This is a genomic window from Kosakonia sp. 1610, assembly GCF_050435845.1.
GTDB lineage: Bacteria > Pseudomonadota > Gammaproteobacteria > Enterobacterales > Enterobacteriaceae > Kosakonia > Kosakonia cowanii.
Genome location: NZ_JBNDKZ010000010.1, coordinates 1 through 14357 on the forward strand (window position 1 = coordinate 1; position 14357 = coordinate 14357).

Here is a 14357-nt window from a genome sequence, read left to right on the forward strand (position 1 = left end):
GAACGCTGAATGAAGTGCGGGAAATAACGGAAAGATGGGTGTCAGAGTATAACTGTGAACGCCCGCATGAATCACTGAACAATATGACGCCAGAACAATATCGACAGCACTATTATTTGGCCGGGATCTCAAAAAATTCATGGAACTAAAATGGGCTATTTACAAAGCCTGGGGCGGGTATCGGCTGACTAAGCTTGGTAAATTACTAAACCTTAAAACAATGCGTGGCGTGGGTTTGATGCTAATAGCCTATGGCGCGAATAATGTCTACGAATCGGTTTCTCCACTGATATATGAACATAATAAAGCAGGTCCGATACGCGCAATCTACAGGGAAGCGGCAAAAATAGCTGGTCTTGATGATGATGCGGGTGATATGGCTTATAGTGGAGTTGAGTTTTCACTGACATTGTATGCAGCAATCAGAATGCCGGTACTTACCCAAAACCATAACAGACTATTAACTAAATATTTTGGTGATCAGCCGGGAACCGGGAACTTATTCCGACATGCGAGTAACGATTTTATAACGAAATGGGCCAGTAGAAACGGTGCAATGAAAATATATTTCATAGGTACTAGTGCATATAAGTTTAAAGCTGAGTTTATCGATGAAAATTATAAATTCGACGACTAAAACCACAATTTTATAGCCAGTACCATGAGCTTGGTTTGACAGACTATCGTGCGATCTGCTTCTCTGGCCGAAGAGCGCACGTCAAGTAAAGCAAAAAAAAGCATACAGGCAGGCATAAATAGGTAGGACCAGTCACTAAAAATATAAGCAGCAAGGGTAGACAAGAGAATCGCAACGATATAGTACCGTGTCATGATAATTGACTTTCTCGCCTCTTCCCCTATCAGCGCTGGAAGTGTCAGTTCGGCGGTCAAGTTAGGATGATAAGTTGCTTTTAATTGTCTAAAATGGCGTTTAAAGCCTAAAAGCTCTCGCTTACTAAACCCGGCACTTGCAACCTTTGCTTTGTAATCTGGCATCATCTGTTCCTGTAACTTATCGATACCTTGATATTTTACGATAGAAAAAACTCAAAAGGATCAGAGATCTACTTAAAGTGTCACAGACGTTGGCTATGCCTCAGCATGATACGCTTTATGTTAGGCAAGCCACTGGATTGATTCATTTGACAGCATCAGTGTTTCTAATCACCTCTCAAATTCCAAATTACTGCTCAACATTGATAAGTCGTGAACACTAGACTGTTCACCCTTAACCAACTCGTCACCATCTAAACAATTGATATGTATGAATAAAAATGCAGGGTGAACAGAGTGAACAGTTAAGTTCAAAAAAATTTTTTTGTAGTTCAGCCTATGGTGCAAAAATGAACGCCGCCGCCAATGTGTATAGTTTTATTTATCGAAATTAAATATTGATTTAAAATCAATGGCTTGATTTTATTTTTCGACTTCTATTATCTCCTCAAAATTCCATCTTTATTCACACCATCTCTGTTTTAAGACCACTACTTCCTGCTTGTAGCACTACTTGGTTCATAACCTTTCCGTAGAATCCGGTAGTGAATGCGTACAGGATGGTATAGATGTTCTTGCTCACCCCTGGAGGTATCATTTTTAAAATGATACGCATACTTCCAACCAAGGCTAAAGCTTGTATAACTAAAAGTGAACAAGGGCTTTATTGCTGATTCTCAGTGCTATTGCTATTTGGTAAACCCTGTCTTTTTTATTTTCAACGCCATACCTGTCAGACAAGGAGAGCGGCATGGTTCTTTCGCGTGCAGGAGCGGCGGGAACAATAAGCAATCTCCCTGTACAAAAAGTTATCCAAAAAATAAGTGGCTTTTACAAGCGATTCTTTTTCAAGAAAAAAAGTATATGAAAAGAATGGTTTTATGAGAGATATGGCTTTTATATTTCTCTCACAGTTCGCATTTTGTAATGAATGAGAATAATCCTATCTGGAAATCTGTGACAGTTCTGGTTATATCCAAATAACAGTGCCTGTTATGACCCGCCGTCAGGAATATAACCCTGAGTAGCATGGTCTTATTAAATAATCACCTGCACAGATCATGCGTGGAGAGAGTTTCTCCCTCAATGTCACCTCTACTTTATAGGAACTCGTATGGTTAACCGGATAACCGTGCTCTCATCCGCTGGAAGTGATTCGCTCTTATTCTGGATGTTTAAAGGAGAGGAGCGCCTTTCCGCGCCATTTCGCTTTCAGGTAGATTTGCTAAGCCAGGATTTCACCCTCGACAGGCAGAAATTACTTGGACAGGACATGACAGTCATAGTACCCGGTGTGCACGGTACTGAGCGCTACCTTACAGGTAAAATCACTTCCGTTTCTGTGCGTTCTGAAGAGCTGGATGGTACACACTACGCCGTTTACCAAACTACGCTTGAACCCGATTTCTGGCCTATGATGCGTGACCGAAACTTTCGCATTTTCCAGCAGCAGCGTGTGCCTGACATCGTCAAAACTCTCTTTTCTGAGTACAACGTTAGCGTTGAGGACAAGCTTACTCGTAGCTATCGGCAGTGGGATTACTGCGTGCAATATGCTGAAAGCAGTTTCCATTTTATTAGTCGTCTGTTGGAGCTGGAAGGCATCAGTTATCTCTTCCGTCATAATAAAGAGGGGCACACGCTGGTACTAATGGATGACTATTCCCATGCAGAGGCCTTTCCTGGTTACGAAACTATTCCCTGGCATGCGCAGGCAAGTGGCGGAGCAGTGAGTGAAGAGGGGATCAGCCAATTGCTGGCGCGGCATGTGGTGACACCCGGCCTCTACAGCACCGATGACTATGATTTTCGTAAACCGCACGCCTGGATGCTGCAAACCCTGCAAAACCCCGTATCGCCAACCCCTGGGAAAATCGATGTCTATGACTGGCCAGGGCGTTTTGTTGAGCACGGTGACGGGGAATTTTATGCCCGAATTCGCCAGCAGGCATGGCAGGCGGAACAGCAGCAAACCCAGGGCACAGCCACTGCCACAGGTATTGCGCCGGGACATACCTTTACGCTGGCACGCTCACCCAATCCAGCCGATAACGTGCTGTGGCTGGTGACAAGCGCACAGTATGACTTTGAAGAGAATCAGTACGCTTCCGGTGATATTGCAAGTGCGCGCCACAGCATCGACTTTACGGTAATCCCTGCGACGACAACATTCAGACCGCCCACAGTGACCGAATGGCCACGTACTTACGGGCCGCAGACCGCACGTGTGGTCGGGCCGAAAGGCGAGTCAATCTGGACCGACAGATACGGTCGTGTGAAGGTGAAGTTCCACTGGGATCGTGAAAGTCAGGGAGATGAGAATAGCTCCTGCTGGGTGCGCGTCTCCAGCGCCTGGGCAGGCCAGGGCTATGGTGGGGTACAGATACCACGTGTAGGTGACGAAGTGGTGGTCGACTTTATTAATGGTGAGCCCGACAGACCGATCATTATTGGCCGTGTGTATAACGAAGCCAGTATGCCGCCGTGGGCATTGCCTGCTGCCGCGACACAGATGGGCTTTATGAGCCGTTCGAAAGATGGTGCTCCGGAGAATGCCAACGCGTTGCGCTTTGAAGACAAGCCCGGTGAAGAGCAATTGTGGTTGCACGCAGAACGCAATATGGATACCGAAGTTGAAAACGACGAAACCCATGATGTTGGCAGTAACCGCACAAAAACTGTCGGCAAAAACGAAACGAGCCATATCAAACAAAACCGTATCCGCACAGTTGAGGGCAACGAAACCGTTACTGTCGGACAGGATCGCAGTAAAACCATTAACGGTAATGAAACCACTACGGTGCAGCAAAACCGTACAGAAAGCGTTAAGGGAAATGAAATCCTCAGTGTCGAGCTAAATCGTGATGAGACCATAACGGGCAATCACACCATCACAGTGAAAAGCAATAATACTGGCACGGTGCAGGGTAACCAGACGCTAACCGTGGTTCAGGATCGTACGCGTACCGTGCAGGGTAATGAAAAAGTCACCATCCAGCAGAACCGTACGGTTAATGTCACCGGTAACCAGACGCTGGAGGTTACTGGTAATCGTGATGTAACGGTACACAGCAGCGAAGTGCGTACTGTTACGCGAAAACAAGATCTTACCATCGGCGCAGGGCGCACTATCAACATTACCGGCGGCGATACCCGTTTTACAAAAGGGAGCGTGGAAGACAGTGCCACTGATACTTTTCGCATCAATGTGGGCGAGAGCAGAATTTTGATTAGCAACGGTAGCGTTGAGATCACTGCTGGCGGATCAACCATTACTATTAATGCATCAGGCGTAATGGTGAATGGCAAAAAAATTGAGCTCAACGCCTGATCGGGACGGGATATGAGTACAGCAAAAAATCCCACAGAAAAAGTAATGAGCGAGCTGGAACTCAGCTGGCTGGATGCAAATGTGCAGCCGTCGCCAACCAGAGCCTATATCTGGCGTGTGCCTGCTGGAGGTGAATCTCTGCTGGATGGCTTTTTAGCTCTGCAACAGCATCCGCAAGGTCGAACGCTACCGGATCTTTTCCTGAGCCTGACCACGCCATTTGAAACCGGTTTTACTTACAGCGAGGCGCTGGGACGCGAATTTGTTGAGCACTACGAAGCGACAAAGGATGCTGCGCCCTGGCAGGCAGAACACTATCTTCCCTGTCACTCGCCGGCACAACTTTGGCAAATGTTACAGGGGTTTGCCGACACGTTTGCCGATGATTTGCGTTACCTGATCCTGGTTCTGAAGCCGTCCGGCGTCAGTGACGAGAAGGCCCTGACACGTTGGCTTAATGGTTGGCTGGAACAGGAAGCCGGCGCGGCGCGCCTGTTGCTGATTGATACTGTGGAACAACCTCTCTGGCAGCCCCTTTATGAAGCGAATCCACGTCGGGTGCAGCTCATTATCGACGAGATCGATGGCATGAAGGTTATGCATCAGACGGCACAGCAGCAAACTGATGCCGACGCCGATCGTTTACTGTTTCGCCGTTACCTGGCTGACGCCATGTTGCTGCTGGAAAAAGGGAGTGCTGCCCAAGTTGCCGAACGCGGCAACCTGGCACTTGGCGTGGCTCAGCGACGCGGCTGGAGCGACCAACAGGCGATGATGCATAACCTGATTGCTGGCGGCTGGTTAAAAGGGCACGACTATGTGCAGGCCGTTGAGCACTATCAGCGCGCGCAAAACGTTGCTGTCGATATTCCTGAGCCGACAATAAAAGGACAACTCCATACACAGAGCCTGTTCGGTGAAGCGGGTGCGTGGTTTGCGAAGAAAGATTATCTGCAGGCAGCAAAGTGCTACCGACAGGCCGCACTGTCGGCACAGGCTATACCGCATCCGCTATTTGAGATGGAGGGCTGGCGGATGTCAGGTTTCTGCCTTTGGCTCGCCGGACACCGACCCACGGCGATGGAAGAATATGCTCACGCGGTTCAGGCAGCTGAGCAAGTGCCACGGCAAGAGCGAGGACAAACAACTCTGCCCCTTGTTCTGCAAGACCTGTTGCGAATGCATGATAAGCGCCGTACCGAGGCCATCGAAGCCTGCGCTACACGTTGGCAGATCGAAAAACAGCGTTTGATCAAGCAGGCTGAAGCGCATTTACCGAAGCAGCCAGGCTGCGCCCAGGTTAAAGAGATTGAAAGGCGCCTGCAGCTGCAACTTGAGGCTGCCTTCACCTTGATTCGCGAGGAGCGGGAAAACCTCATTCGTCGCGGTGATGATAGTTTTCGTCGCGTGATCCGACTGGCGCGGGAGAAATTGCACCCGCACTGGAATGGTCTGCCCGACATTGCCCACCCTTTTGACGCGCCCCCGGGGGAGTGGCAAAGCCTGCCCGCATGGGGAAGTACCGGTGCATCGTTATCTGAAAATGCAGGAAACAATTCGTTATGAAGACACGCATTATCATTATTGTTGTTGTTACTCTGCTGGCACTACTGTACCTGAGTCTCTCTGACAGCGGGCTGGCGACAGAGATCCGTACCTTCCTGCGCGCATTGTTGCGTGCCATGTTCTGAGGCGAAACTGATGCACTCCGGCGCTCACTTCGATCCCCAACTTGGGCTGGATATCCATACCTACCCATGGCCTCTGCCAACGCCCCATATCGGCATTGTTTTTGACGTATTTGATTACCTGCCGTTGATTGGCACCACCGTGCATGTCAACAGTATCAAACGCGCCAGCGCAGGGACCGGGGGGATTTCAGTGCATATTCCAGTGGGCGGTGCATGGATACCGCCCCTGCGTGCGCCGGGCGGCCCTCAAATTGAAGATGAGTTATTTATGGGCAGTAAAACCGTCTCCGTTGATGGTGAGCCCTTCTCGCGCATTGGCATGCCTGTGCTGAGTTGCAATATTCTGGGAATGATCCCGCCGTTTCGTCTTAAACGTGCGACTAAACCCAAGCCGCTTTCCCTGACCCTGCCACTAACATTTAACCTGGCGATTCCAAATAATGTTGTGGTCGGTGGGCCGCCGACTATTAACCTGATGGCGCTTCTGATGCGTGCCGGTTTGAGCGGGCTAGGCAAGGGGCTGAGGAAATTCAAAAAAACGCCACAGTGGCGACTCTTTATGCGTCGTTTTCGTAAGTTGCGTCAGAAGCTCTTCCGGGATATGTCTCCCGGATTTCTAAAATGCCGGGTTTTGCGTGCCGAGCCGGTCGATATTCGGGATGGCAGCGTCAGCCTCGAGCAACAAGATTTTGTGTTACCGGGACGTCTACCTCTGGTGTGGATCCGCACATACTCTTCTGCAGATTGTGAGGTTGAAGGCATGTGCGGTTATGGCTGGTTGACGCCAGCCGATATTCGACTTGAGGTGATGCCCGATGAAGGTTTTGCTCTGCTCTCTCAGCCGGAAGGCGTCACGCTATTTGCAGCGCTGCCGCAGGCTGATGGACGCGAGCAGGGCATAACTGGTTTACCCGATGGTAGCCGCTTGTGGCGGCAAACCGTCAACGGCGAAGTGCTATGGCATATTGAGCAAGAAAATGCCCCAATACTCCACTTTAGAGGTAAACAAGGGGTTTTGCCGGTACGTCACATTATCGATCGTAACGGCAATGGCTGGCGATTTGAGTGGAACGGCAGTGAACTCATGCAAATCCGTGAGTTCACACATGCAGGCATGACCGGACGTGAAATTCTGGTTACTCAGCAAGATGAACGTCTAATAGCGTTGCGCCTGCGCAATGCGCTGGACGGCGAAATCACGCCGCTGACTCGCTACGAATACGATACTGGTCGGCAGTTGAAGGCAGAGATCGATGCTCTGTCGAACCCGCGCCGTTTCGTTTACCGGCAACATCACATGGTTACTCATATCGATTGCAACGGGCAGGGTTTCCACTACGAATACAACGAGGCCTGGCAGGTTGTGCATGCGTGGGGAGATGGCGGTGTATGGGAATACCGCTTCGCATGGCATACGTTGCTTAATGAAGCGGAAGTCAGCGACACGCAGGGCAACATTTCGCGTATTACTTTTGATGAAAACGGGCTGCCGGTGGCTGAACTAGATGCGCTTGGCGGAAACACCGTATTTCGCTATGACGATTTTGGCCGTACGGTCGAAGTGATTGAGCCGGACGGCAGTCTCTATCGCTGGGAGTATGACGATCAGGGAAGAATGACGGCCGAGCATATGCCAGACGGATGTTGTATTCAGGCAGAGTATGATGACTATGGTGCGCTGTTAACGCTAATCGATGAGAAAGGTGCAAGCTGGCGCTCGGAGTTTGATGAGCGAGGCAATCTGATTATTGGCACGGATCCGACTGGGGTTGTCTCTCGTTATCAGTATGATGCGTTTGGCCAGCTTATTGCCGCGCAGGTGCCCGGTTCCTCGCCGAGCCACTACCAATACGATCGCTTTGGTTTTTTACGGGCAGCAGGTCTTGCCGGAGCTGGCGATACCCGTTTTCGCTATTCTGTGCGCGGGGCTTTGCTGGAGCGTGTCGATGAGGATGGCGGCACAGCACATTTCCACCGCGATATTAAGGACAGGCTGGTGGCCGTGGTTGATGCTGCGGGTGGGGAGCTGCGCATCGCCTATGATCGGGAAGATGATCCGGTATGCTTTACCGATGAACTAGGGGGCGTTACACGTTTCCATTATAACGGCACCGGTATGCTGACTGCGTGCGAAACCCCTGATGGAGCGACACTGCGGTATCAGTATGATCGGGAAGATCGCCTGTTGGCGGTCATCAATCAAAATGGGCAGAGCTGGCAACTTACCCGTGACGCTCTTGGGCGGATTGAAACAGAAAGCGACTACTGGGGACAACTAACGCGTTACCGCTGGGATTGTGCTGGCCGCCTGATCGGACGTACAGATGCGCTGGGGCGAGAAATTCGCTATGGCTACGATAAAGCCGGTAGGCTAAGCGAACGACGCAGTGGTGATAGTTTGCAGGCAAAATATCATTACGATCCCTGCGGGCGAATCGTGCTGTGTGAAAATCCCTGGCGCCGGTTGGCATGGCTATATGATGATGCCGGACGCGTAATGCTTGAGGAGCAGGACGGATTCCAGTTGCGCTATGGCTATAACGCGCGCGGTCTCCTGATATCACGCGACAGTGACGGGGGGCACCTGGTGCGTTATGAGTGGGATGAACAAGACCGTGTTAGGCAAATAAAACTTAATGAGGATGCACCGATCACTTTCGCTTTTGACGATGCCGGACGCAGAGTCAGTGAAAAACTCTCCGCGGAGGTGACACGTAACATCAGTTACGATCGGCTTGGACGGGTGACTGCGCAAGAGGTGCTGAAAAATGATTTGCCGCTCTTCACCCGCGGTTTTGCCTATGGACGTGCAGGGCATCTTACCCTGCGCGAAGATAGTTTATGGGGTAGCGATCGCTATCACTATGATCCGGTTGGACGGCTGACAGCACATACCGCGCCCGATAATGTCTTGCGCCAGTTTGTGCAGGACGCCACAGGAACACATCTTCAGACAAAAATCCATCCTGTTAATGAGAGTGTAGGCGAATGGTTCCGTGAGGGGAGTCATCGGGGCGTAAGCTACATCTTTGATCGGGCAGGGGAACTGCGTCAGCGTCGTAATAACTTGAGCGACGATGATAAAGAAGATTTCACCTGGGACGAAAACCGTCAACTGATTGCTGTACGCAAAGGAAATAGCCTTGTGCGCTATGGCTATGATGGGTTAGGGCGACGGGTATTTAAGCAAACACCAACGCACATTCACTGGTTCTATTGGCAAGGGGATGCGCTGATCGGGGAGACCGTTACCGCTACGCAAGAGTACCACGCGGCGATAGATATTTTTGATACCGGCGGCAGGTTAAAAAGGCAAAAAGTCCAGGCGGCTCTATTCGGTTGCATGCGCGAATATCTCTATTACCCTGATAGTTTCTTACCGCTGGCGCTCATGACTCAGCAAGATGGCATAAAACTGAGTTGGCATTATCACTGCGATCCAAATGGCGCACCGATACGTCTGACATCGCCTTGCGGCGAGATAGTCTGGTCAGAGAAAAGCGGCGTCTGGGGTGAACGCGGTGAGGTTTATGCTAATCGCATCGACAACCCGCTGCGCTTCCAGGGACAGTATTACGATGCCGAAACCGGGCTACACTACAACCGCTACCGCTACTATGATCCGATGATTGCGTCCTATATTAGTCAGGATCCCATTGGCATGATGGGGGGCGTTAATCCCTATCAATATGCGCCAAATCCCCAAATGTGGTGCGATCCGTTAGGCTTAATCAATGAGTTTGGTATTGCCGGATATGGCAGCTCGCTTCATGCCAAAGATGGTCTGACCGCGCATGAATTACTTCAAAATGCCTGGTTAAGAAACAATGGCTTTATCTCCAGCCGATCCGCGGGGATTGCATCAACCAACCCGGCCGTCGCCTTGCAGGAGAGGATGATGCATAAAACTATTTCAAAATTGCAGGCTAAGTATGGGTTGCATAAGCCAAGCGTTTTGAAAAAGCAAACAGCGTTACAGAATATTAATATAAATACGGCAATCACTCGGCGAGGCATTTACGAGGATTTGGTCAATAATAGGGGCTGGGAGCCTAAAAATGCTAAACGGTTCGCCACTGAAGTCGCTATGGCACTTAGAGGTGAAGCGATCGATTTTGCCACCAAAAATGGGTTAATAAAATGCAAAAAATGAATTTACTAGCCAATATCGATAATTCAGTTGATGAAAATGTCATTGGTAGGATTGGAGGGAATATCCCTGACTACTTCACTGATAAACTTTCAGAAATTGAAGGTTTGAAATTTTACACTACTTTTCAGCACCCTGAAAAATCCACATATATTTCTATTTTTGTGCCGGAACAATACGATACTTTAGTGGATCACAATATCTATCCTGATTGCAGCGTCAAAGTTTTTGTTCATCCCAACACGGATGAAAGTAATAACGAAAATTACACAATAAACTATATTAAGAAATCAAAAATTATTGGTTATAAACAAAGCTGTGTGGATGAGTTTGGTTTTATTACTAAATCTGAAAAACCAAATCTGATTCAGGATGAAGAGTATTATTATGAGGGGCTTGAGCAAGATGGGTATGAGTTTTTACTGCAAGTTGATGAAGATTTTTATCCTGATGATTTGATCGATGGTGATTATATATTTGGTTATGGCGCATTATATTTATATAAAAATAAAAATGATGAAAGTATAGTGGCAGGTTTCTGGCAATATTCTTAAAGTTTCATACTTCTCCTCACGCGCAATTTTCTAAAATACTGCGCGTGAGGGAATTCACTGTTTGATCCCTTGGCGAATTACTCGTCTTTTCTTTCACCATAATAATTTGCACTATAGGCAGCAATTAAGAGCCCGCTAAGCAGACCCTTATCCCTAACTGTGTTCACTCTTTATGACCGCTGTTTGTCGCTCATCATGTCGCGGCATTTCTGCTGGCTTTCTTTGATCTCTGCCTGCTGCTGCGCGCTGAGCGACGTCCAGGTATCGATCATCCGTTCGCCCAGCGCGGAGATGTAGTGATTTTTACGTAACGCGTAATCGGAGTTGCCGCCCTCAATAATGTTTTCCATATCTCGGGCAAAATTCTGCGGATCGTCATGATCGATGGTGCAGAACACCGCGCGGTAATAGCTCTCCTCCTCTTCGGAGTAGTGCGGCGTTAGCCAGTAGGCGACAGCACCAATCAGCGCGAGCAGAGGAATGATAAAGCGTAATTTTTTTAACATTGTTGAATTCAGCAAGAAAAATTGAGCGGGTAGTGTAGCTGAGGCGAAAAGAGAATGTAAAAACGAAGCCCAAACAAAAGCACCACATGTGAAATAATCTCCTTCTCGCAGCAGGTGAATCGCCACGCACGAGATAAATTCCCTACTTCCTCAGCTAAAAACCGTCATAGCCACTCGCAACAAAGCCGTGTAGCTTACTTAAAACTTCTTCCGCTCAGGACGTTGTATTGATCACTCAAGCTGAAGCCATCGAGATCGCCAGAGCCTATGCCGCGCAGAGCCGACGCGGATGGGATGAGCACGCCCATCACGCTACGATCATCACCTTATACGGCGAGCCGGTGTGGATGATCGCCACCACTGATGTCGAATACTCCACGGAGCTTCCGTGGCTGATGACCCATCTGCCAAACCCCCGCTATTACTACATCAGCATGGTCGAGGCGAAATGCATCGCGGTGGGCCACCGGGTGAATCAGTATCAGCGCGTACGCTGAGCCTTGGCTGTTTGGCACATTCACACCACAGCATTATTTAAGTTGTAGCAGCACTTTGCTGCCTGCAAATAACGTCAGCAAGGCGGCTTGCAACTCCTCGCTGTTTTGAACAGCAGAAATCTTCGCGCAATACTCCCTGTAACCTGCCTGCTGCGCCGCAGCCTCGTTCAGCCGAATCGTCAATGTATCCACGCTTAGCGTAACGGCTTCTATTGCCGCCGCCAGTTCATAGGCGGTGTCGTCGCTCTGAAACCCGATGCACTCATCAATAGCAAGATCATCTTCATCAAATCTCCCAATGATAAAAAAATGATCCGGGTCGCGTGCATCGTCTCCTACGCCAAGGGTTAGCACCTCATCCTCGTTGGCGACATTCGCGCAAACCGCATTAAACGCTTTTATCTCAACCATCTCTTACCCATCTTCGCGTTATTTTTTCGCTTGTATTCCCGCCACATGATAGCCACTCTTCTTCCATTCATACCCATTATAAATTTCCCGCGAATATACCGGGCGAGGAACAGGGCAGATGAAGGTTATTCTTGTGCGCCACGCACAAACGCAGTGGAACCGCGCGGGCATGATTCAGGGCCAGCAGGACAGCCCAGTCACCGAACGCGGCGAGCGGGAAACGGCGGCATTACTCGCTGCATTAAAAGATGAAGGTTACGCCGCAGAGTGCGTCTTTAGCTCGCCGCTCGCGCGGGCGCGCAGCATGGGCGAACAACTCGCCGCGCTTTTTCAGGCGCCGCTGGTGATTGATGCCGCGCTGATGGAGCAGTCATTCGGGCGCTACGAGGGGCTTTCCACGCAGGATTTGCGGGCTGAATGTCCCGCTGAAGCAGATGCATTATTCGCGCACGATGCCGCATTCTGCCCGCCTGGCGGCGAATCGCTGGCGCAGGCGGTGCAGCGCATGCTGGCGTTTTTACAGCATCAGCACTCGCGCGCGGCGCATAAAACCCTTTGCGTTGTCTGCCATGGGCACGTCACTCAGGGGCTGCTGGCGCTGCTGAAGGAAGGGAGCCTGGAGAACTTCGCCCGCTATGCCCAGCCCAATGCCAGCTACGCGGTGTTAGAAATGGCAGAAGAAAAATGCGAGGTGCTGCGCTGGGGCGTGGCGACTCACTTACGCACGCTGGACGTGTAAAGGGTTATCGTAGATACGCTCCGCCCGCCGCAAATCCTCCAGCGTATCAATATCCTGAATAATCCCCGCATCTGTCAGCGGCAGATCCAGCACCTCGCCGCGCGCTCTTGCCTGCTGCACAATGCTTTTCGCGCCGCTATCGCCAGTTAATGCCCGCAGGGCAGGGAAGTAGCAGCGGGAAAAGGCCACCGGATGCCCCTGGCACTGCAGATGCCACGGCACCACCAGCGGTTTTTCACCTAACCCTTCGGCGACGCGCAGCAACGATTCCGGGGCGATCAGCGGCAGGTCGGCGGGCAGAATCAGCCAGCCGGAGGCGTTCGAAGTAGCGTTAACGCCCAGCGCGATAGAGTCACCCATTCCGCCCGTGTCACCCGCAGGGCGAACCAGGTGCCAGCTGAGTCCGGCGCGCTCTACTGCATGAATCACATGTTCCAGCAGCGTGCGCTCACCGAGCGGCGTATCAAGCTTATGGCGTTGCGCGCCGGAGGCAAGAAACCGCTCGCCGCGGCCTGCGGCAAGAATAATTACCACTGGATCAACCATCAGCTTTCGTCCGTTGCAAGCTGCGCGGCGGCGACATCCGCCAGCACCGAGAGCGCCAGCGAACGCGCATCGCGCGCTTTCGGGAAAATGCCAATCGGCGCTTTGATGCGCGCAATGTCAGAGGGCGCAAAGCCAATCTCACTGAGCTTCTGTGTGCGTTTTTGATGGGTGCGATAGCTGCCGAGCGCGCCGATGTAGAAAGGCTGCGCGCTAAGCGCCGCCTGCAACACCGGCAGTTCCCGGTGCAGATCGTGCGACAGCAGGATCACCGCCGTCTGCGCGTCGATCTGTGCGCCATCGCTTAGCGTCTCGATAAGCTGCACATCGTAGCCCGAGGCGCGGGCGAGGCTAGAGGTGGCCTGCGCCTCAATCGAGCGACCAAACACCATCACCCGCACGCGCGGGCGGTAGGCGACGGTAAAGATCTCCTCATGCCAGCCGCTTTCGATCACATCGGTAACGCACTCAAGCTGTTCACGAGCCGGATGGTAGCGCAGCGCGGCGGGCTGGCGCTGCGCAAGCAGGTTCAGCACCGCCAGCAGCGGTTGCGCGCTACGCAGGCGATGAATATGCAGCGTGATGCCACCGCCGCAGGGGAGCACAATGTCGAACCACGGCGAACCCTCGCCGTAGCGCACTACGCGATCTTCAAAGCAGGCGAGTGCCGCCATTGCTTCAAAGGCGGCGGCAGACTCCACGCAGCCGCCAGAGACGAAGCCGCAATAGCCGCCGTCTTCGCGCACCACCATCTGCGCGCCCACTGCGCGTGCTGCGCCGCCGCGAATGCCGGTCAGCATTACCAGCGCTGCCCCCATGCCTGCGCTTAGCGCGTCAACGGCGAAGCGCAGAATCGCTTCGCTGTCATCGGTGAGCAGCGCCTGCTGTGGCGTCAGCAGCGCTTCATCCGCCGTGTCGGGTGCCAGAATGGTCTGCTGCATA

At 51.3% G+C, this 14357-nt stretch carries 14 protein-coding genes; 9 read left to right on the forward strand and 5 right to left on the reverse strand.

The genetic code is table 11. The features are described from left to right. Together ABIC80_RS20360 and ABIC80_RS20365 are read left to right on the forward strand one after the other, a co-directional pair. Positions 1-149 (forward strand): integrase core domain-containing protein (locus ABIC80_RS20360; protein ID WP_429178461.1); only part of this gene is annotated, 149 nt, incomplete at its 5' end. Beyond that, positions 140-637 (forward strand): DUF4225 domain-containing protein, encoded by a 498-nt coding sequence (locus tag ABIC80_RS20365; RefSeq protein WP_429178416.1) that lies wholly within the window; start codon positions 140-142, stop codon positions 635-637. The genes ABIC80_RS20360 and ABIC80_RS20365, both read left to right, overlap by 10 nt. On the opposite strand, the gene ABIC80_RS20370 is transcribed toward ABIC80_RS20365, so the two are convergent. Next, positions 634-999, reverse strand: a complete 366-nt coding sequence (locus tag ABIC80_RS20370) for a hypothetical protein (protein ID WP_139569110.1) — start codon at positions 997-999, stop codon at positions 634-636. The genes ABIC80_RS20365 and ABIC80_RS20370 overlap by 4 nt on opposite strands. Before the next feature lie 1108 nt (positions 1000-2107). Here ABIC80_RS20370 and ABIC80_RS20375 point away from each other — a divergent pair. Genes ABIC80_RS20375 through ABIC80_RS20395 form a run of 5 tightly spaced genes read left to right on the forward strand, consistent with a single transcriptional unit; the run spans position 2108 to position 10719 of the window. Continuing rightward, complete coding sequence (locus tag ABIC80_RS20375) at positions 2108-4324, forward strand: type VI secretion system Vgr family protein (protein WP_429178417.1); 2217 nt, start codon at positions 2108-2110, stop codon at positions 4322-4324. Between the two features lie 12 nt (positions 4325-4336). Continuing rightward, entirely contained in the window at positions 4337-5890 is a 1554-nt protein-coding gene (locus ABIC80_RS20380; RefSeq protein ID WP_429178418.1) for a hypothetical protein, read from the forward strand. Beyond that, the gene (locus tag ABIC80_RS20385) at positions 5887-6015 is read left to right on the forward strand and encodes a hypothetical protein (RefSeq protein ID WP_429178419.1); all 129 of its coding nucleotides are present in this window, start codon (positions 5887-5889) and stop codon (positions 6013-6015) included. The genes ABIC80_RS20380 and ABIC80_RS20385 overlap by 4 nt, the downstream gene beginning before the upstream one ends. 10 nt (positions 6016-6025) lie before the next feature. After that, positions 6026-10168, forward strand: a complete 4143-nt coding sequence (locus ABIC80_RS20390) for an RHS repeat-associated core domain-containing protein (protein ID WP_429178420.1) — start codon at positions 6026-6028, stop codon at positions 10166-10168. Further along, positions 10156-10719, forward strand: coding sequence for a hypothetical protein (locus ABIC80_RS20395; RefSeq protein ID WP_429178421.1), 564 nt, complete (start codon positions 10156-10158; stop codon positions 10717-10719). Before ABIC80_RS20390 ends, ABIC80_RS20395 begins: the two co-directional genes overlap by 13 nt. 170 nt (positions 10720-10889) lie before the next feature. On the opposite strand, the gene ABIC80_RS20400 is transcribed toward ABIC80_RS20395, so the two are convergent. Continuing rightward, entirely contained in the window at positions 10890-11225 is a 336-nt protein-coding gene (locus ABIC80_RS20400; protein WP_429178422.1) for a hypothetical protein, read from the reverse strand. A gap of 227 nt (positions 11226-11452) precedes the next feature. On the opposite strand from ABIC80_RS20400, the gene ABIC80_RS20405 reads away from it, so the two are divergent. Further along, on the forward strand, positions 11453-11722 hold the full coding sequence (locus ABIC80_RS20405; protein ID WP_429178423.1) for a hypothetical protein: 270 nt from the start codon (positions 11453-11455) through the stop codon (positions 11720-11722). 33 nt (positions 11723-11755) lie between these two features. Here ABIC80_RS20405 and ABIC80_RS20410 read toward each other — a convergent pair whose 3' ends face one another. Then, a complete protein-coding gene (locus tag ABIC80_RS20410; RefSeq protein WP_429178424.1) occupies positions 11756-12133 on the reverse strand; it encodes a hypothetical protein in 378 nt (125 codons plus the stop codon). A gap of 118 nt (positions 12134-12251) precedes the next feature. On the opposite strand from ABIC80_RS20410, the gene ABIC80_RS20415 reads away from it, so the two are divergent. Further along, a complete protein-coding gene (locus ABIC80_RS20415; RefSeq protein ID WP_429178425.1) occupies positions 12252-12872 on the forward strand; it encodes a histidine phosphatase family protein in 621 nt (206 codons plus the stop codon). On the opposite strand, the gene ABIC80_RS20420 is transcribed toward ABIC80_RS20415, so the two are convergent. Continuing rightward, positions 12852-13418 carry a nucleotidyltransferase family protein gene (locus ABIC80_RS20420; protein ID WP_429178426.1) on the reverse strand — a complete coding sequence of 189 codons (567 nt, stop codon included), beginning with the start codon at positions 13416-13418 and terminating at the stop codon, positions 12852-12854. The genes ABIC80_RS20415 and ABIC80_RS20420 overlap by 21 nt on opposite strands. Beyond that, positions 13418-14356, reverse strand: a complete 939-nt coding sequence (locus ABIC80_RS20425; RefSeq protein ID WP_429178427.1) for an XdhC family protein — start codon at positions 14354-14356, stop codon at positions 13418-13420. Before ABIC80_RS20425 ends, ABIC80_RS20420 begins: the two co-directional genes overlap by 1 nt. Between the last annotated feature and the right edge of the window lies 1 nt (position 14357).